Source organism: Verrucosispora sp. WMMA2121, from assembly GCF_027460185.1.
GTDB lineage: Bacteria > Actinomycetota > Actinomycetes > Mycobacteriales > Micromonosporaceae > Micromonospora > Micromonospora palythoicola.
On sequence record NZ_JAPZBH010000004.1, the window covers coordinates 1004544 to 1023870 of the forward strand.

Sequence of the window (19327 nt, forward strand, 5' to 3'; positions counted from 1 at the left end):
CAACTCCGCACCTGTTGCGGAGTTGAAAGAGGAATGTCCCGGACGAACCTGCCCGGAACGCCTGTCGCTGCTGGTCGCCCCGCCCGGAGAAGTCCGGACATAACAAAGAGCGCCTGGGGCCACATTCCGCCAGGCGCAAACAGAGCTGGTAACCGAAACTGCAACGGGGGAACCCTACCACGGATCCGGCGACACGCCAGTGTTTCACGTCGACTCGGGAACCGATCTGATCAACGCGGTCAGTCCCTCGACGTCGAGCAGGTCCGCCGGCCGTACGGTCACCCCGTCCCGCACGTAGTGGAACGCCGCGCCGACCCGGTCGACCGGCACACCGGCAAGTTCCGCCCAGGCCAGCCGGTAGACCGCCAACTGCACCGCCGCCACCTCGGCGGCGGTGCCCTCCGGCCGAGCGCCGGTCTTCCAGTCGACCACGTCGAACCGGTCGCCGGGCCGGCGGAACACGGCGTCCATCCGGCCGCGTACCACCACCCCGCCGATCACCGTGGCGAAGGGCACCTCCACCTCGACCGGGGTGCGGTCCGCCCACTCGCTGGCCAGGAAGCGCCGCTGCAGCTCGGCCAGTTCCTCGTCCGGCGCCGCGTCGGCGTCCGCCGCCCCCGGCAGCTCGTCGGTGTCGAGCAACCGGTCCGCGCCGAACCGCTGCTCCAGCCAGGCGTGGAACGCGGTGCCCCGGCGGGCGTACGGGTTGGGCTCGGTCGGCATCGGGCGGCGCAGTGCCCGGGCCAGCCCGGCCGGATCCCGGCGCAACGCGACGAGTTGCGTCACCGACAGCTGTTCGGGCAGCGACACCTCGACGGGGCCGGCCAGCCGGCTCAACTCCGCCCGCTCGGCCAGCAGCAGATCGGCCTCCCGCCGCCACCGGAGTACCTCCGGATCCGCCCCGGCCGGGTCGTCCGGCCGGTCCCCGTCGTCGCCGTCACCGTCGCCGTCACCGTCGCCGTCGGTCAGGAAGCGGCGCACCAGCGCGGCGGCCTCGGCCAACACCGGACGGCGGGGACCGAGCGGGTCGGCGGGCCACTCGGCCCGCAGTACCACCTCGGTGGTCGGGTTGACCGCGTCCGGCGCGGGCTCCGGGGTCCACTCGTCGACCAGGTGACCGGGACCGCCGGCCAGGCAGGCGTCGTGCACCTCGCGCAGCAGCGGCGACGGGCCGCGCGGCCGCTTGGTGCCCTCACCCCACCAGTGACCGGAGCAGAGCAGCAGCCGCCGGGGCCGGGTCACCGCCACGTACGCCAGCCGTCGTTCCTCCCGCTCGTCGTGGGCGCGCCAGGCGTCGGTGAAGTCCTCCACCGCCCGGGCCACCCCGCGCTGGTCGGCCACCTCGGCCAGGGCCAGCTCGGGCAGCCCGTCGGCGTCGCCGCGCAGTGGGAACGGCAGCACGCCCAGGCCGCCGAGCCAGTGGTCCGAGTTGCGGACCGGTCCCGGCCACACGCCACGACTCAGCCCGGCCACCGCCACCACGTCCCATTCCAGCCCCTTGGCGGCGTGGGCGGTGAGGATCTGCACCGCCCCCTCGACCACCTCCACCTCGCCCGGCGCGAGACCGCGCTCCTCGTCCTCGGCGGCGGCGAGATAGGCCAGGAACCCGGCGAGCGTGGCGGCCGGTGACTCGCCGCTGAACCGGGCGGCCACGTCACCCAACGCGTCCAGGTGGCCCCGGGCCAGTCCGGCGTCACCCGCACCGTCGCGGCCGGCCCGCACCGCCACCTCCACGTCCAGCCCGGTGGTCCGCTCCACGTCCGCGATGAGTTCCGGCAGGGACTGGTCCAACCGGTAGCGGAGCAGGCCCAGTTCCCGCGCGTACGCGCGCAGTCGCGCGTAGCCCTCGGCCGAGTACGCCTGCGCCGGCCCCAGGTCGGCAAGCGCCTCCACCAGGGTCGCCTCGTCGAGGCGGTCGGGAGTGATCTCCGGAGCGCCGTCGTCGGCGAGCCGGCGGCGGGCCGCCGCGATGGCCCGGGCCCGGCGGTGCAGGGCCACCAGATCCCTTGGCCCGATCCGCCACCGGGCACCGGTCAGCAACCGCAGCAACGCGGCACCGTCGGTCGGGTCGGCCAGCACCCGCAGGGTGCAGACCACGTCGCGTACCTCGGGGGTGTCCAGCAGGCCACCGAGCCCGACCACCTCGACCGGCAGGCCGCGTTCACGCAGCGCCGCCGCGATCGCCGGGATCTGGCTGCGCAGCCGGACCAGCACCGCCGTGGTCGGCCGTCGAGTCACCGGGATCTGCTCGGGCAGTACGCCCGGGCTGCCGGCCGCGCCCCGCCAGGCGCCCAGCAGACTGTCGGCGATCCACTCCGCCTCGTCGGCGTACGTCGGCAGCAGGGCGCAGTGCACCGTGCCGGCGGCGGCTCCGCGCGGGCTGCGATGCGGGATCGGGTCGTCGACGCCGAACGCGGCGTGCAGCTCGGGCACCTGGGCCCCGGCCGCGCGCAGCGGCGTGGCCAGCGCGTTGGCCACCGCCAGGATCTCCGGTCGGTTGCGCCAGCTGGTGGTCAGCCCGAGCACCGAGGCCGGTGCACCGTCGGCGCGGGCGAACTCGGTCGGGAAACGGTCGAGGGTGCCGGCGCTGGCTCCCCGCCAGCCGTAGATCGACTGACAGGGATCACCCACCGCGGTCACCGGGTGTCCGCCGCCGAACAACGCCTTGAGCAGCACCACCTGGGCGTGGCTGGTGTCCTGGTACTCGTCGAGCAGCACCACCCGGTAACGACCGCGCTCGATCTCGCCGACGCCGGGATGGTCCCGGGCCACCCGGGCGGCCCGGGCGAGCTGGTCGGCGAAGTCCATCGCCTCGAAGTCGTCCTTGCGGCGGACGTACCCGCGCACCAGCGGCAGCAGCTTCAACCGGGTCTGCTGGAGGGCCAGAGCCTTGCGTACCCCGGCGTAGACCCGCCCCGGACGCGACTGCACGTCGGCGAAGAACCGGCCGGTCCAGGCGGCCAGCTCGTCCGGGTCGACCAGGTGCTCGTCCAGCTCGCCGGCGAGCGCCAGCACCGCGTCGGTGACCGTGCTCGGCATCCGGTCCACCTCGGACATGTCCCCGTCGTAGTTGCGCACGATCAGGTCGACCAACTGCCAGCGGGACGCCTCGGTCAGCAGCCGGGTGGAGGGCTCGTAGCCGGCGCGCAGACCGTGCTCGGTGACGATCCGCCCGGCGTACGAGTGGTAGGTGGCCACGGTCGGTTCGCCGGTGAGCGGGTCGTCGAGCGGGTTGCGCTCCCGGCGGCCCAACCGGCGGACCAGTTGGTCGAGTCGGACGCGTACCCGGTGCGCCAGCTCACCGGCGGCCTTGCGGGTGAAGGTGAGGCCGAGCACCTGCTCCGGCCGGACGTACGAGTTGGCCACCAACCACACCACCCGAGCGGCCATCGTCTCGGTCTTGCCCGAGCCGGCACCGGCGACCACCAGCAGCGGCTCGACCGGCGCGGCGATGATCGCCGCCTGTTCCCGGGTGGGGGCCGGCAGCCGGAGCAGCTTCGCCAGCTCCACCGGCGTGTACCGGGGGCCCGCGTCGGCGGCCCGGGGCGCCGGCGGGACCGGCTCGAACAGGGTGGGCTGGGTCACGGCTCCACCACCTGCCGACCCTGACCGGACACCGGGCAGCTGCTGCGGACCGGGCAGACCCGACACTTCGAGTTGGCGACCGCCGCGAAGGTCGCGGCCGCCATGGTGTCGGCGGTGCGACGCACCAGCGCGGTCGCCCAACCGGCCTCGGGCCCGTCGGTGGCGGGTGGCTGGGCCTGCTCGCGGGCGTCCCTCGCGCCGGTGCCGAGCTGCACGAGTGCCGCGCCGCCGGGCTCGTCGCCGAACTCGGCGAACGCGCCGGCCTCCACCGCCGCCTGGTACGCACCCAGTTGCGGGTGTTCGGCCACCTCTCCCTCGGTGACCGCGGTGGACTTGCCGGTCTTGAGGTCGACCACCACCAGCCGGCCGGCCGCGTCGACCTCCAACCGGTCGACCCGGCCGGTCAGCTCGACCGGCCGGTGCGGGTCGTCGAGGCGTACCGCGAACTCCTGTTCGATGGCGAGCAACCGCCGCGGGTTGGCGGCCAGCCAGCGCAGCAACTTGTCGACCATCGCCTCGGCACGGGCCTGCTCCGGACCGACCATCCACCGCGCGGCCAGTTCGATCGCGTCGAAGCGCGCGGCCACGTACTCCAGCAGCGTCTCCCGGTCGGCCTGGGCGTCCTCGGCGAGCATCGCCGCCGCGTGCACCAGGTTGCCGACACCCTGCGCGGTGCTGGCCGGTGCGCTGCCGCCGTGCCGTTCCAGCAGCCACCGCAGGCTGCACCGCAGCGCGCTCTCCATGCCCGACGGGGTCACCCGCACCGGCTCGCCGTCGTCGACGAGCGGCCGGTCGTCGGAGAGCGGGCGCAGCCCCCACCAGTCGTCGGGATGCGCACCGGACACTCCGGCGGCGGCCAGCCGGGCCAGTTCGGCCGCCGCCGCGCGCCGCCGGGCGACCGGCGCCGCCGGGTCGACGACCGCGGTACGCAGCTCCGCCACCAACGCGGGCAGCGTGAGCGCCCGGGGCGGCCGACTCAACGGCAGCCGGCCCGACGCGGGATGCTCGCTCGCGGTGGTGTCCGCCGGGTCAGCGTCGCCCGGGTTCTGGTCCAGCGGGGCATTGCTGGCCCTCGACGGTTCCGGCGAGGTCGACGGCCCGCCCGCGGACGATGGCGTGTCCGGTGGCCGGGGCGGCGGCGCACCGGCGGACCCCTCGACGGCGTCACCCGGGTCGTCGATACGGCCCAGCTCGTAGAGGAAGCGGCTGGGTTGCTCCTCGTGGTCGTCGCCGCCGACGGAGGCGGAGGCGACCGCGCTGACCAGCAGCCGCTGCCGGGCGCGGGTCACCGCGACGTGGAACAGCCGCCGCTCCTCGTCGAGCAACGCCGAGGTCTGTCCCACCACGGTGGCCATCGCGACCGCGCCGTCCCCCCGGCCGGCCAGCACGTCGACCAGGCGCTCCGAGCCGAGCAGGCTGCCACGCAGCCGTAGATCCGGCCAGACGCCTTCCTGGACCCCGGCCACCGCGACCAGGTCCCATTCGAGTCCCTTGGCCGCGTGCGCGGTGAGCAGCCGCACGGCGTCGCCCCGGTCGGCGGTCGGCGCGAGCGTGTCGGCCGGCAGCTCCTGACCGAGCACGTGGTCGAGAAACACCTCGGTACGCGCGCCCGGCAACCGGTCGGTGAACCGGGCGGCGGCGTCGAAGAGAACCAGCACGGCGTCCAGGTCACGGTCGGCCGCCTCGGCCCGGCGACGCCGGGCGAGATCCCCCTCGCCGGCCACCGCCGGGCCCCGGCTCAGCGCGGCCGACCACAGCTCGGCCAGGCCGCTGGCCCGCCACACGGCCCAGAGGACCTCCTCCGCGGTGGCGGCCGGCCGGTCGGCCGCCTCCCGGGCCACGGCCAGCAGCCCGGCCACCGTCTGTGCCGGTTCCGCCCAACGCCGCTCGACTCCGGAAAGCTCGGTCGGGTCACGGAGCGCCTCGATGATCAGCTCCCCGGAGGGCCGGCGGTCACCCCGGGCCAGGGCGAGGGCGCGCAGGCCCTGCCGCAGCCGTCGCTCCGCCAGCGGGTCGGCGCCACCGAGCGATGAGTGCAGCAGCGCCACGGCGGCCTCCTCGTCGAGCCGCTCCGGCTCCAACGCGCAGCGCAGCAGGAGCAGCAGCGGCGCGACCGCCGGTTGCAGGTGCAGCGGCAGGTCCTCGCCATGCACCACGGTCGGCACGCCGGCCGCGTGCAGCGCCCGACGCAGCCCCGGCAGTTGCCGGGCGGTGGAGCGGACCAGCACCGCCATCCGCGACCACGGCACGCCGTCGAGCAGGTGCGCCGCGCGTAGCGCGTGCGCCAGCCACGCCGCCTCGCTCGTGGTCGAGGAGAACGTGCGCACCTCCACACTCCCCGCCGGAGTGTCCGGCAGCGGTCGCAGCCGCCGGTGCGCGGCCGGCCCGCGCAGCCGTCGGGCCAGCCGCGCGGTGGCGGCCAGCAGCCGCTCGCCCGCGCGGTAACTGGTGCTCAGCAGCACCTGGGCGGCCGGCGCGCCGGACGCGGTGCGGAACCGGTGCGGAAAGGACGTCACGCCGCCCGGATCGGCGCCCCGGAAGGCGTACGTCGAGGAGTCGGGGTCGGCGAAGGCGACCAGGGGCAGGCCGCCACCGGCCACCGTGTCCAGCAGCTCCAGCTGCGCGGGGTCGGTGTCGGCCAGCTCGTCGACGTAGACGTACGCCAGCCGCCGTCGCTCGGCGGTCAGCAGCTCCGGATCGTCGCGCAGCATCCCGGTGGCGGCCCGGACCAGCTCCGCCGGGTCGTAGGCGACCGAGCCACGGTTGGCCACGTCGCGCAGGGCCAACACGGCGACGTACTGCCGGAGGAACCGGGCGGCGGCCGGCCAGTCGGCGCGGCCGAGCCGCTCGCCGAGCCGGGCCAGCTCGACCGGGCCCACACCCCGCTCGGCGGCACGCATCAGCAGGTCGCGTAGCTGGGCGGCGAAGGCCCGGGTGCCCAGCGCCGGCCGCAGGTCCGCCGGCCAACCGACCGGGTCGTCGTCGGGCTCTCCGTCGGGTTCCGCACCGACGACGTCCAGCAACTCGCGGATGATCAGATCCTGCTCCGGGCCGGTGAGCAGCCGAGGTGACGGTTCGCCGCGTTCGGCGGCGGCCCGCCGCAGCAACCCGAAGGCGTACGCGGGAAAGGTGCGCACCAGCGGCTCGCGCAGCACCCGCTGACCGGTCGCGGCGATCCGCGCCTCGATCCGGTGTCGCAGGTCGGCGGCGCCCCGTCGGCTGAAGGTGAGCACCAGGATCCGCTCCGGGTCGACTCCCTCGGCGACGCGGGCAGCGACCGCCTCGACGAGGGTCCAGGTCTTCCCGGTGCCCGGGCCGCCCAGGACGAGCATCGGACCGGCGGTGTGCGCGACCGCCTCCGCCTGTCGCAGATCGATCCGCCCCGGCCCGTCATGCCCCGAAGGTGTCTGCTCCGGTGCGGCCTTCGGATGGGCGGCGCCCGAGGGCGACCCGGCGGACGGGCCGTTCCCCTCGGTCGGCCCGGCGGGCCGACGCACCAACCGGTACGCCTGCATCCCGCCATCCCATCACGGCCCTGCGACACCGCCCGACCCGCCACACCCGGGTCCGGTCAGCACCCGCGCCCGACACGCGGCAAGTCGGGGCTTCCGCTCAACGGGAAGGCCCGGTTCGCCGCATCCGGAGCCGATCATCCGCCCACGGACCGCGTCGACGGGGTGCCAGGGCCGGGCCGGGCGGTTCAGGTGAGGTGGGACTCGATGAGGTCGAGGGCACCGGGGACGGTGTCGACCGACCGGAGCAGATCGAAGCCGGCGGGCTTGAGAAACGTCTGGTCGGTCAGGTCGCGCAGCCAGGCCAGCAGCGGGTCGTAGAAGCCGTCGGTGTCGACGAGCACCATCGGCTTGTGGTGCAGGGCGAGCGTGGCGGTGGTCCACACCTCGAAGAGTTCGTCGAGCGTGCCGAGCCCGCCGGGCAGGGTGAGGAACGCGTCCGACTTCTCGATCATCAGGATCTTCCGGCTGGCCATCGACTCGGTGACCAGCAGTTCATCGGAGGCGAGGTCGGCGACCTCCAGGTCGACGAGCGCCTGCGGGATCACCCCGACCGTGCGGCCTCCCGCAGCGCGTGCGCCGTTGACCAACGCGCCCATCATCCCGACGCAGCCGCCCCCGCTGACCAGCGTGTGCCCGCGCCGAGCGATCTCCGCGCCGGTCTCGGTCGCCAGGTCGAGCCAACGCTTGTCGAGTGTGCGGGAGGACGCGCAGAACACGCAGATCGCGGCCACCGGTCAGCGCCCCGCCGGGTCGTCGGTGGCGGCCGGTCCGTCGGCGGCGGCCCGTTCATCGCCGGCGACGGGCCCGACGGTGGTCGACCCGGCGGCGGCCTGCTGGTCGGCGGCGACCCGGGCGACCGCTTCCTCGCGTACGGCCTCCTGCTCGGCGTTGAGGGCGGCCTCGGCCTCCACGATGTGCCGCACCGCCGCGGCGACGTCGTCGGTGACGCAGATCAGCTCCAGGTCGACCGGGCCGATCTTGCCTTCGGCCGCCATCGTGTCCCGCAGCCAGTCGAGCAGGCCCTGCCAGTAGTCCACGCCCATCAGCACCACCGGGAACCGGGTGACCTTCCCGGTCTGTACCAGGGTGAGCGCCTCGAAGAGTTCGTCCATGGTGCCGAACCCGCCGGGCAGCACCACGAACGCCTGGGCATACTTGACGAACATGGTCTTGCGGGCGAAGAAGTAGCGGAAGTCGATGGCCAGGTCGACCCACTCGTTGATGCCCTGCTCGAAGGGAAGTTCGATGCCCAGGCCGACGGAGTGGCCGCCGGCCTCGCTGGCCCCCCGGTTGGCCGCCTCCATCACACCCGGACCACCACCGGTGATCACCGCGTAGCCGGCGCGGGCCAGCGCCGCGCCCAGCGCCTCGGCGAGCTGGCACTCGGGGCTGTCCGGCTTGCTGCGCGCCGAACCGAAGACGCTGACCGCGGGCGGGAGGTCGGCGAGGGTGTCGAAGCCCTCCACGAACTCGGAGAGGATGCGCAGCGCCCGCCAGGCGTCCTTCGTCTTCCAGTCGGCCCGCGCCCGGGAATCCAGCAACCGCTGGTCCGCGGTACTGCTGGTGATCGACTGGCGACGGAGTGTGACGGCGCCGCGATGCCGCTCCTGTCCTCGTTCCCGCCCGTTGCTCTGGGTCATGGAAGCAACCGTAGTGGAGCCGGACCGAAGAACCCGGCAAACACTTCGTGATCTTGTGCAACCAAATCGCTTTCCCGTACGTCTTACTATTCACATACCGGGTATGCCCCGGCACGCGGACTTCGGGGGAGGAGACAGCGTGATCAGCAACGACGAACGGGTTCGGATCCGCCGCCAGATGCAGCGGCGCATCCGCGACGTGGTGGCCGAGCGCCGCCGCGCCCGGCTGCTCGACAAGCCACCCGAGCCGCCGGCCGATCCCGGTGCCGAGTCCCACCTGACCACCGTCTGACCCCGCACCGAACCGCCGGCCACGCCGTCGGCGGTCAGGCCGGGGCGAGCCAGCGGTGCAGCGTCGCCGCACCGTCGCGGATCTTGCTGATCTCGACGTGCTCGTCCGGGTGGTGGGCCAGGTTCGGATCACCCGGGCCGAAGTTCAACGCCGGGATCCCCATCGCCGCGAACCGGGCCACGTCGGTCCAGCCCAGCTTGCCGATGGGTGCGGCACCCACCGCCGCCAGGAACTCCCGCGCCGGCGGGGCCGCCAGGCCGGGCAGCGCGCCGGCCGCGCAGTCGGTCACCGTCAGCTCGTAGTCCGCGAAGACCTCGCGCAGGTGCGCCTCGGCCTCGGCCGGCGTACGGTCCGGCGCGAAGCGGTAGTTCACCTCGATCTCGCACCGGTCCGGCACCACGTTGCCGGCGACCCCGCCCTGGATGCGGGTCGCGTTCATGCCCTCCCGGTACTCGCACCCGTCGATGGTCACCCGCCGCGCCTGGTACGTCGACAGCCGACGGAGCACCTCCCCCGCGCCGTGCACGGCGTTGACCCCGTGCCAGGAACGGGCCGAGTGGGCCCGGACCCCGGTGGTCACCACCACGGCTCGCATGGTGCCCTGGCAGCCGGCCTCGACGATGCCGTACGTCGGCTCCAACAGCAGCGCGAAGTCGGCCTCCAGCCAGTCCGGGTGCGCCTGCGCGACCAGGTGCAGGCCGTTGTACCTCGACTCGATCTCCTCGGCCTCGTAGAAGAAGTACGTCACGTCGTAGCGGGGCTCGGGCAGGGTGGTCGCGAGATGCAGCGCGTAGGCGACGCCGGACTTCATGTCCGAGGTGCCGCAGCCGTACATCAGGTCGCCGCGCAGCGTCGACGGGAAGTTGTTGTTCAGTGGCACGGTGTCCAGGTGGCCGGCGAGCACCACCCGCGAGGCCCGCCCCAGGTCGGTACGGGCCATCACCGTATTGCCGTGCCGGTGGGTGGTCAGGTGCGGAACCACCCGCAGCACCTCCTCGACGCAGTCGGCGATGGCCTTCTCGTTGAGGGACACGGACTCGATGTCGACCAGCGCGCGGGTCAACGCCACCGGATCGGCGAGGACCTCGGGGGTAAGCGGGTTCTCCATGGTCCGCACGGTACCGTCACAATCGGCGACCGTGAGACGCGAGCCCTTCGGCGAAGCGCGAGGAGTGGGCCGGCGAGCCCCGTGGTCGCGAGCAGCAGCCGGCCCGCAGGGGAACGAGAGGTGAGTAAGTGACGTCCACACAATCCGCGTGGGGCATCGGCCTGGCCACCGTCACCGCCGAGGACCAGGCGCTCGACACCTGGTACCCGACCGGCAAACTGGGCCTCGGCGAGCTGCCGCTGGTCGCCGGTGAGGACAAGGCAGACGTGCTGGACCTGCCACCCGGCGCGATCGGCGACCGGGCCCTGCCGGGTCTGCGTACCGTCCAGGTGGTCACCGTCATCGGCTCGCTCGACGATCCGATCAAGGACGCGCCGGACGCGTACCTGCGGCTGCACCTGCTCTCCCACCGCCTGGTGCGCCCCAACGAGATCAACCTCGACGGCATCTTCGGCAAGCTGGCCAACGTGGCCTGGACCTCCGCCGGGCCGTGCCCGCCGGAGCGGGTGGACGAGCTGCGGGTCATCGAGCGGGCCGCCGGCCGCCACCTCGGGGTGTACGGGGTGGACAAGTTCCCCCGGATGACCGACTACGTGGTGCCCGCCGGGGTGCGGATCGCCGACGCCGACCGGGTACGCCTCGGCGCACACCTCGCGTCCGGTACCACCGTCATGCACGAGGGCTTCGTCAACTTCAACGCCGGCACGCTCGGCGCCTCGATGGTCGAGGGGCGCATCGTGCAGGGCGTGGTGGTGGGCGACGGTTCGGACATCGGCGGCGGCGCCTCCATCATGGGCACCCTTTCCGGCGGCGGTACCGACAAGGTACGCATCGGGGAGCGCAGCCTGGTCGGTGCCAACGCCGGTGTCGGCATCTCGCTCGGCGACGACTGCGTCGTCGAGGCGGGTTGCTACATCACCGCCGCCTCGAAGATCAGCCTTCCGGACGGCCGGGTCGTCAAGGCCCGCGAGTTGTCCGGCGTCGACGGGTTGCTGTTCTGGCGCAACTCGGTCTCCGGCGCGCTCGAGGCCCGTCCCCGTACCGGTCGGGGCATCGAGCTGAACGCCGCCCTGCACGCCAACGACTGAGCCCCCGGCGGGGCGGGCCCGATCGGGCCCGCCCCGCCGGTGCGGGTCACCGCAGGCGGTACGCCTGGATGATCCGCTGGGTGACGGTGTTGCCGTCGGTGTCGCGGGCGGTGGCCCGCAGCGACACGTGGCCGGCACCACGCGGGTGCTGCACGGTGGCCTGCCAGCCGCTACCGACCTTGCGCAGTTTGGCGCGCTGCCAGCGCTTGCCGCCGTCGTAGGAGACCTCGACGGTCAACGACGCCGTCTTCGCCGCCGGCGCACCGGGCTGGCGCTGCACCGCCACCGGGATCACGAAGGCCCGGCCGGCCGGGGCCGCGTTCCGCTCGTCCAGTCGCGGCGCGAACCGGATCGCGGAGGCGGGCAGCCGGACCGGGTCGTCGCCCCGCACGTGCCGGGACCGGAAGGTCCAGGCGGTGGCGACCTCGGTGCTCAGGTCGGAGACGCTGCGCTTCGCCGACATCTCCAGCCGGTACCTGGCGGGCCCGGCGGGCACCTCGAACTGGCCCCAGCCGGGTTCCTCGGACTCACCCACCAGTTTGCCGTTGCGGTACAGGGCGGTACGTCCGGCGTCCGTGAGCGAACTGCCCGGGTGTCCGGCCGCGTCGCCGTACAGCGGCACGGACAGAGTGATCAAATCACCCTGCCGGGTCAGGCCGTCCTCCGGCCAGCGCGGCACCGGGAACGACGGTCCGTGGGGTGCACCGTTCCAGACCTCCCGGTAGGTCCGCCCGGCCCGGTACGCCGTCGGTTCCGAGAAGAGCACGGCCACCGGTTCGAGCCAGGGCACGTCATCGCTGCGAGTGCCGAACCACAGCTCGGTGCTCCAGCGCACCGCCCCGGTGTTGTAGTACTCGACCCGCTGGCCCGGCACCGCCGTCGGCAGCCCGACCGCCCAGCCGCCCAGGTCGGGCTCGAACAGGGCGAAGGACATCCGTTCGGCGAGCGTGCCCGGATAACCGTCCCGGAACGTCTGCTTGACGGTGGCCAGGTCACTGCCGCGGTAGTTCCGGGTCAACCCGGCAGGCATCCGGCCCGGAACCACCTCGGCGAGGGCGTACAGATACCGGCTGCTGGCCGCCTCCAGATCGGCGAACTGGCTGCTGAACACGGCGAAGAAGTGGTCTGCCGCAGCCCGCCTGCCGACCGGTCCGGTGAACAGCCCGTCGAAGTCGTCGGCGAGCGCGCCGAACCCGGCCGACCCGTAGTCGAGCAGGAAGTTCGCGTCGACGGCGACAAGTGCCGGCGTCGCCGACCGGTCCGGCACGGTCATCCGCACCGGCTTCGCCGTGCGCGCGTCCACCACGACCTCGGCGTCCGAGTCCACCACCAGTTCCGGCTGGGCCATCAGCACCAGTTCCTCGCTGGTCTCGTCGAACAGGAAGCTGGCCAGCCCGTACCGTCCCTTGGGCACCCGCACCTCGGCGGTGCCGTCCGGGTCGGCCACGAAGATGTCGGTGAAGTCGTCCAACCCGAGCAGGAAGGTCGCGTAGTCGTCCGGCACGGCACCCTCACGGCTCAGGTGTCGCACGGTCAACGGGTAGCTCTCCACCTCCTTGTTGACGGCCAACGGGGTGACCGCCACCTGGTCGCCGGAGCGGGCGACCACCCGGCCGGTGTAGTGGCCGTCCGGGCTGTCGACGCTGGTGTCGACCGTGACGGTGGCGGACGCGGTGCCACCGGCCGGTACCTGGACCTGCCGGGCACCGAGCGTGAACACCCCGGCCGGCGCCGGTTCCCCGTCCGGGCCGGTGGCCTCGATGCCGAGGTCCAGGGTGAGCGGTGCCGCTCCCGTGTTGCGCCAGGTCACCTGGCGGTGGATCGGCTCGTCGTCGTCGTGCGGCCACAGCGTGCGGCCGAACGAGACGCTGGCCGGCTCGCTGACCACCGACTGGGTGATGGCTTGCGCCACGTCGACCCGGCCGGCACCCTGCTGGTACGCGGTCAGTTCCGGATTGGGCCGGGCCGAGGCCATCAGGGTGGCCTTGAGCAGTTCCGCCGTCGCGTCGGTGTGCTGCTGGGCCAGCAACGCCGCCGCACCCGCGACGTGTGGTGCGGACATCGAGGTGCCGGAGAGCGCGACGTACTGGTCGCCGACCGGTTCACCGAGCTGCGTGCCCTGCCCCCGGGCGGCCACGATGTCGACTCCCGGCGCGGTGATGTCCGGCTTGAGGGCGTCGTCACCGACCCGGGGGCCCCGGCTGGAGAAGTCGGCGAGCTGGTCGTCGCGGTCGACCGCGCCGACGGCGAGCGCGGCGTCGGCGCTGGCCGGCGAGCCGACCGTGCCGGTCCCTCCGGCGTTGCCGGCGGAGATCACGAAGAGGGCGCCCGTCTGCTCGGTGAGCGTGTTCACCGCCTCTTCCAGCGGATCCACCTCCGGGGTGTCCGTCCCGCCCAGGCTGAGGTTGACCACGTCGGCCCCGGCCTCGGTGGCGGCCCACTGCATGCCGGCCAGGATCGCCGACTCGGTGCACCCGTACTCCTCGCAGACCTTGCCGGAGAGCAGGGTCGCATCGGGTGCCACACCCCGGTTTCGGCCCGCCGAGGCGGCACCGCTGCCCGCGATGATCGAGGCGACGTGGGTGCCGTGCCCGACGATGTCGCCCGGGTTCGTCTCCTCGGTGAAGTTCCGCGACTCGGCGACCCGGCCGGTGAGGTCGGGATGCGCGGCGTCGACCCCGGTGTCCAGCACCGCTACGCGTACCCCCTGACCGGTGAAGCCGGCCTGGTGGGCGGCGGGCGCACCGATCTGCGGCACGCTGTGTTCCAGCGTCAGCTGCCGTCGGCCGTCGAGCCAGATCCGCTCGACACCCCCCGCCGCGTCGAACCGGGCGCTACCGGCACCGGCGACCGTGGCCCAGAGCTGGCCCACCCGCTGCTTGTCCGCGGTGGCCGCGACGCCACCGATGGCCGTCAGGTCACGGGTGACGGTCACCCCGTCGGGTGCGCCGGCCCGTCGGGCGGTCGCCCCGTAGGTCATGAGCAGGGGCAGCGAGTCGCGGTGCGCGTCGTCGTAGCCGGCGGCGATCAACCCGGCCACGTCGAAGAGCCGGCGGTCGACCCGTCCGTCGCGGATCAGCGGCAGCGCGTCCTGCGGCAGCACCCAGAGGTGGTCCCGCTGCCGTTGGGTGAGGAAACGGATGCCGTCGCGGCCCTCGGCCGGGCGTACGCTCGCCCCGGTCGCGGTGACCGTGACCTGGTCACCGGTGACCAGGGTGACGGTGGCTGAGGTGCGGCCGTTGTCCGGCCGGCCGGTCGGGACGGGGGTCGGTGGGGCCGCTGTCGGCGCCGCCGGTGCGGCCGTGGCCGCCGCCGGTACGCCGAGCACCAGACCCAGCACGAGTCCGGTGGCGGACAGTTTGCTCCTTCGTCGCAACTGAATCCTCCTCTGGAGCGTCTACATCGATGTAGGACACATCGACTCCCATCAGGGTTGCATACCGAGTATGCAAAAGGGAGTCAGGAATTCGACGAAGTTGAGTCCTCGTCGCGGCGGCGCCGGGCATGATCGAACGGGTGACGTCCATGAAGGAACGGATGCTCGCCGGCGAGCCGTACCTCGCCGACGACCCGGAGCTGATCGCCGACCACCTCCGCGCCCTGCGCCTGATGGAACGGATCAACGGCGGGGGCGTCGACGACCACGAGACACGTCGAGCGGCCCTGCACGAGCTGCTCGGCGAGATCGGCGAGGAGACCGGAATCCGCCCACCGTTCTACTGCGACTACGGCTACCACATCCGGATCGGGCCGCGCAGCTTCGTCAACTACCACGCGGTCTTCCTCGACGTCGCACCGATCACCATCGGCGCCGACGTGCAGATCGGCCCGAACGTGCAACTGCTCACCCCCACCCACCCGGTGGAGCCGGCGCCGCGCCGGGCGAAGTGGGAGGCGGCCCGACCCATCACCATCGGTGACAACGCCTGGCTCGGCGGTGGCGCGATAGTCCTTGCCGGAGTCACCGTCGGTGAGAACACCGTGGTCGGCGCGGGCGCCGTGGTCACCCGGGACCTGCCTGCCAACGTCGTCGCGGTCGGTAATCCGGCTCGACCGGTACGCCAGCTCGACTGACCCGCAATCAGCCTTCTAGCTGCGTAAACATCCCCAGGACGAGTGGCGCCCGCCGCACCACATCGGGCACTGTAGGTGACAGGTGCGTCACCGGGAGGCTCGCATGGGAGGTCGGATCCTCGAACTACGCGTACACGGAGTGTCCAACACCCCGCCCGCCGAGACCCTGGGCCTGACGGGCGAACCCGGGGGCGAGCCGCCCCAACCACGACTCGTCGCCGGCGGCCCGGTCACCGGCTTCTACCGCCTGCCGACCGCCGCGCCGCTCGACCCGATCGTCGTCGAGGCGTACAGCTGGGGGCAGCTGACCTCCGGCGCGCGGACCGCCCGCGACGTGGAGCGCGCCCTGTGGACGCTGCTGCTGCCCTTCACCCTGGCCAACGTGGCGCTGCACGCCCGGCCGGGGATACCGGCGGACCCCACCACCGAACGGTTGGCCAGCCGATCCGGCGTGACGGCCTGGCTGATCAGGCTCTTCTGCCTGAGCCTGACCGCCACCCCGGTGCTCGCGACGACCGGTGTCGGCGTCGATCTCATCGGCTGGCAGTGCGTGGACGAGGTCTGCCTGAGCCGGATTCCCGGCCCGTGGGAGTTCCTCGCCGGTGCCTGGTGGCAGCAGGGCGGCCGGGCCCTGGCCGTCGGTCTGACCGTGCCACTCGCCATGATCGGAGTCCTCGGCCTGGTCACCTGGCGGACCTACCAGTACGAGGCGGTGATGCCGGCCGACCCCACCACGAATCCGCCGGGACGTCGGACCCCGCCGCCGGTCGACGTCGAGGTGCCGATCGGCCAGCCGGTGCAGGAGCCGCCACCCACTCCCGAGCCACCACCCGGACCACCGACCAATCCGCTTCAGGACCCGACGTTCTGGTGGGGCGAGGGGCAACTACGCCGGGCGGCCGTACTGCATCTGTGCACCGGCACGGTGGTGGCAGCGGCGGTCCCGCTCGGCACGGTCTCGGTGCTCGACCCGCCACACGGCGCGCGGGCGGCGCTCACCTGGTCCGCCGTGGTCGCGTTCACCGCCGTCCTGGCGATCACTCTGGTCGCCATCGGCCGGCCCTTCCTGACCCGACGCGAGGGCGCCACCCCGCTCGGCGGGTGGAGCATCGCGGTCATCGTCCTCACCGGACTCGGCCTGGCCGGCACCCTCGCGGTGCTGCTGCTGCCGGACGGTGCGGCGAGCAGCCCGCTGGCCGGACTGCGCCCGCCGGTCGGCTGCGACCAGGACCCCACTCAGCCCGGCTGCCTGGCCGACCGGTCGCTACCGGGCTTCGACCGGGTCATCGCCTGGCTGGGTACGGGTCAACTGCTGCTACTCATCGCGATCGGCGCGACCGCCCGATCCGGCCGGCGTGGCGGTGCCACGCCGGCCGCCGCCGCACTGCTGATCGCCCTCGGCGCCGCCTGGTGCCACGGATGGCTGCCGGCCGCACCACCGGCCCCGGTGGCGCTCTGGCAGTTCGGCCTGCCGCTGCTCGCCCTCGCCGCGGTCGGCCTGTTACTGCCCCGAACCCGCCCCACAAGCCGCAAACAGCCGCTCGAACCGCACTCCGACCTGGCCTGGCGCGGTCGAGCACCCGCCGTCATCGCCGGCTTCGGCTGGCTGCTCTGCCTGGCGTACAGCGCCGGCGTGCTCTACTGGGTCACCAACCGGCTCAACGGCGCAGACGCGCCCGTCGGTCGACCCCTGGTGGTTCCGCCGGCCCCGGTGACCTGGGCCGGCCTGGCCTTCGCCGCCGCGCTGCTGATGCTCGCCCTGGTCGCCGTCCGCGCGGTGGTGCTGTTCCACCGGCTGCGACGCCAGGAGTACGCCCAGCTACGCGCCCGGGGCGGCCGACTGTCCGCGCACGACCTGCGTCGCGCTCGGGACGTCAGTGCCCACCAGGCGCTGCACCGACTGGTCGGCGAGCACGCGCTGCGGCTGATCGGCTGGTACGCGGGGGCGATGACCGTCCTCGCCGTGGTGGGCTGCGCGGCCGTTCTCGCGTGTCCGCTCCCGGACCACGAGGCGGGCGGAGCGGCCCCGGTGATCGAGGTGGTGGCGGACGTCGGCGACGCGCTGCTCGGCTGGCTACCGGTGGCGGTGGCCGCCGTCGGCCTGCTCGTCTATCGCAAGAACACCATCCGCCGCTCCGTCGGCGTGATCTGGGACGTGGGAACCTTCTGGCCACGCGCCGCACACCCCCTGGCACCACCGAGCTACGCCGAACGGGCGGTGCCCGAACTGCTCACCCGCACGGCCGGTCTGATCGCGCTGGCCGAGCCCGACCCGCGCCGGGTGGACGGCATCATCCTCTCGGGGCACAGCCAGGGCACGGTGATCTGCACCGCGGTCATCCTCCAGCTGCCGAGCCGGTGGCGGCACCGGATCTGGTTCTTCTCCTACGGCTGCCAGCTGACCCGCCTCTACGGCCGGATCTTCCCCGCCTACTTCGGCCCGGACCGGCTACCGGTGCTGGCCGAGGCGCTGACCCGCCCCGGCGGCGGCACCCGGTGGACGAACTTCTGGCGGGACACCGATCCGCTCGGCTGGCCGGTCACCGCCGGGGAACGGGACATCGCGGTGACCGACCCGGAGGCCCTGCATCCGAGCGACGGCGAGGTCGCCGACCCGCCGATCCGCAGCCACAGTGGCTATCCGGAGGCCGCCGAGTTCCAACGGGAGAGATCCCGGGTGGCGTGGCTGCTGCGGCGGGCGGTCCCGTCACCCCGGCGGGGGCTCGGCTAGGCGTACCACCAGGTCGGCGCGGTCGGCGGTGCCGGCCACCAGCGCCGCGTTGGCCTCGTCGCTGCCCAGCGCCCAGGCCCGCGCGTCCTGCTCCGACCGGCCGTAGGCCATGTGCCGGGCGACCAGCCGCCGACGCCGCAGGTCGGCGTCGAGGTCCAGGAACCACGCCTCGTGCAGCAGGGCGCGTACCTCGTCCCAGGGCCAGTTCGGAATCAACAGATAGTTGCCCTCGGTGACCACCAGCCGCACCTCCGGCGGCACCTCGATCGCACCGGCGATCGGCTCCTCCAGCTCCCGACGAAACTGCGGCGCCCAGACCGACGTCGGCTCCTTGCGCCGCAGCCGACGCAGCAGCGAGACGTAACCGTTGGCGTCGAAGGTGTCGATCGAACCCTTACGCAGTTCCCGGCCGAGCCGACGCAACTCGTCCTGAGCGAGGTGGAAGCCGTCCATCGGCACCAGCCGGGCGGCCGGACCGACCGCCTCGACCACCTGTGCGGCCAGCGTGGACTTGCCGGCACCGGGTGCGCCGGTGACGCCGAGCAGTTGCCGCGGCCCGGCATCGGCCAGCCTCCGGGCCCGCTCCAGCAGCGCCTCGACCGACAGCACCTCCGCGACGGTCATCAGGACAGGACCGGCCGGCTGATCGTGAACCGGGCCCGGACGGCCGCGTGCACGCCCTGCGGCTGCGGGTCGAGCTCCAGCTCCGGTGGGCCACCGGACTCCACCGCGCCGGCGTCGAACGCCATCCGGGCCATCATCGGCTGGGCGGTGCCGCCCTCGTCGGACAGCTCGACCAGGTCGGTGACCTGGGCACCGAGCGCCTCGGCGTACTCGCGGGCGCGTTGCAACGCGTCGCTGATCGCGGTGTGCCGGGCCTGCCGGTAAGCCGGACTGTCCGGGCGCAACGACCACCACGGACCGGCCACCTCGACCTGGTCCTGGTCGGCCAGGCGCAGCATCAACTCGCCGAGGCTGGTGAAGTCGCTCACCGTCACCGTGGTCACCACCGAACCGTGCCAGGCCACCACCCGCTCCCCGGAGCGACGGGTCTCGGGGCGCACCCGCAGCTCGCCGGTCTCGCGTCGGTCGATGGTCGGGCCGTACGAGTCGAGCAGCACCCGGATCGCCGCCGCCCGCTCGGCCAGCCGGGTCAACGTCGGCTCCCGCTCCCGATCCCGGGCCAGCGCGGTCACGGTGAACCGGGCGAGTTCCGGCGCGACCTCACGGTACGCCTCGCCGCGCACGGTCACGACTGGTCCGTCCACCATGCCCTCACCCTACTGGCGGGCCC

12 protein-coding genes are annotated in these 19327 nt (G+C 73.5%); 4 read left to right on the plus strand and 8 right to left on the minus strand.

All coding sequences use genetic code 11. From position 1 onward, the window contains the following. Positions 1-204: 204 nt before the first annotated feature. From O7605_RS05365 to O7605_RS05380, 4 genes are all read right to left on the minus strand, one after another. On the minus strand, positions 205-3585 hold the full coding sequence (locus O7605_RS05365) for an ATP-dependent helicase (protein WP_269738175.1): 3381 nt from the start codon (positions 3583-3585) through the stop codon (positions 205-207). Next, entirely contained in the window at positions 3582-7100 is a 3519-nt protein-coding gene (locus O7605_RS05370) for an ATP-dependent helicase (RefSeq protein WP_269738176.1), read from the minus strand. Before O7605_RS05370 ends, O7605_RS05365 begins: the two co-directional genes overlap by 4 nt. 185 nt (positions 7101-7285) lie before the next feature. Then, positions 7286-7831, minus strand: coding sequence for a TIGR00730 family Rossman fold protein (locus O7605_RS05375; protein WP_269738177.1), 546 nt, complete (start codon positions 7829-7831; stop codon positions 7286-7288). Positions 7832-7834: 3 nt separating this feature from the next. Beyond that, complete coding sequence (locus O7605_RS05380; protein WP_269738178.1) at positions 7835-8740, minus strand: TIGR00730 family Rossman fold protein; 906 nt, start codon at positions 8738-8740, stop codon at positions 7835-7837. 139 nt (positions 8741-8879) lie between these two features. Here O7605_RS05380 and O7605_RS05385 point away from each other — a divergent pair, with 139 nt between their 5' ends. Continuing rightward, entirely contained in the window at positions 8880-9032 is a 153-nt protein-coding gene (locus tag O7605_RS05385) for a hypothetical protein (protein ID WP_216592876.1), read from the plus strand. 34 nt (positions 9033-9066) lie between these two features. Here the strand turns inward: O7605_RS05385 and dapE are convergent, their stop codons facing one another. Beyond that, entirely contained in the window at positions 9067-10140 is a 1074-nt protein-coding gene (dapE, locus tag O7605_RS05390; protein WP_269738179.1) for a succinyl-diaminopimelate desuccinylase, read from the minus strand. A 128-nt stretch (positions 10141-10268) separates the two neighbouring features. Here dapE and dapD point away from each other — a divergent pair, with 128 nt between their 5' ends. Continuing rightward, a complete protein-coding gene (gene dapD, locus O7605_RS05395) occupies positions 10269-11228 on the plus strand; it encodes a 2,3,4,5-tetrahydropyridine-2,6-dicarboxylate N-succinyltransferase (protein WP_269738180.1) in 960 nt (319 codons plus the stop codon). Between the two features lie 46 nt (positions 11229-11274). On the opposite strand, the gene O7605_RS05400 is transcribed toward dapD, so the two are convergent. Continuing rightward, positions 11275-14604, minus strand: a complete 3330-nt coding sequence (locus O7605_RS05400; protein ID WP_269738181.1) for a S8 family serine peptidase — start codon at positions 14602-14604, stop codon at positions 11275-11277. A 161-nt stretch (positions 14605-14765) separates the two neighbouring features. On the opposite strand from O7605_RS05400, the gene O7605_RS05405 reads away from it, so the two are divergent. Continuing rightward, on the plus strand, positions 14766-15302 hold the full coding sequence (locus tag O7605_RS05405) for a sugar O-acetyltransferase (RefSeq protein WP_269738722.1): 537 nt from the start codon (positions 14766-14768) through the stop codon (positions 15300-15302). A 103-nt stretch (positions 15303-15405) separates the two neighbouring features. Beyond that, positions 15406-18033, plus strand: coding sequence for a hypothetical protein (locus tag O7605_RS05410; protein WP_269738182.1), 2628 nt, complete (start codon positions 15406-15408; stop codon positions 18031-18033). Here O7605_RS05410 and O7605_RS05415 read toward each other — a convergent pair. Both O7605_RS05415 and O7605_RS05420 read right to left on the minus strand, forming a co-directional pair. After that, a complete protein-coding gene (locus O7605_RS05415) occupies positions 18010-18657 on the minus strand; it encodes a nucleoside/nucleotide kinase family protein (protein ID WP_269738183.1) in 648 nt (215 codons plus the stop codon). The genes O7605_RS05410 and O7605_RS05415 overlap by 24 nt on opposite strands. Next, positions 18657-19304 (minus strand): SIMPL domain-containing protein, encoded by a 648-nt coding sequence (locus O7605_RS05420; RefSeq protein ID WP_164447760.1) that lies wholly within the window; start codon positions 19302-19304, stop codon positions 18657-18659. The genes O7605_RS05415 and O7605_RS05420 overlap by 1 nt, the downstream gene beginning before the upstream one ends. Positions 19305-19327: the final 23 nt, after the last annotated feature.

What these genes read in the sequence shown, in the direction of transcription:
- O7605_RS05370 (WP_269738176.1), bottom strand. Translation starts at nt 7,100, where the DNA reads ATGCAGGCGTACCGGTTGGTGCGTCGGCCCGCCGGGCCGACCGAGGGG.
- O7605_RS05380 (WP_269738178.1), bottom strand. Translation starts at nt 8,740, where the DNA reads ATGACCCAGAGCAACGGGCGGGAACGAGGACAGGAGCGGCATCGCGGC.
- dapE (WP_269738179.1), bottom strand. Translation starts at nt 10,140, where the DNA reads ATGGAGAACCCGCTTACCCCCGAGGTCCTCGCCGATCCGGTGGCGTTG.
- O7605_RS05405 (WP_269738722.1), top strand. Translation starts at nt 14,766, where the DNA reads ATGCTCGCCGGCGAGCCGTACCTCGCCGACGACCCGGAGCTGATCGCC.
- O7605_RS05410 (WP_269738182.1), top strand. Translation starts at nt 15,406, where the DNA reads ATGGGAGGTCGGATCCTCGAACTACGCGTACACGGAGTGTCCAACACC.
- O7605_RS05415 (WP_269738183.1), bottom strand. Translation starts at nt 18,657, where the DNA reads ATGACCGTCGCGGAGGTGCTGTCGGTCGAGGCGCTGCTGGAGCGGGCC.
- O7605_RS05420 (WP_164447760.1), bottom strand. Translation starts at nt 19,304, where the DNA reads ATGGTGGACGGACCAGTCGTGACCGTGCGCGGCGAGGCGTACCGTGAG.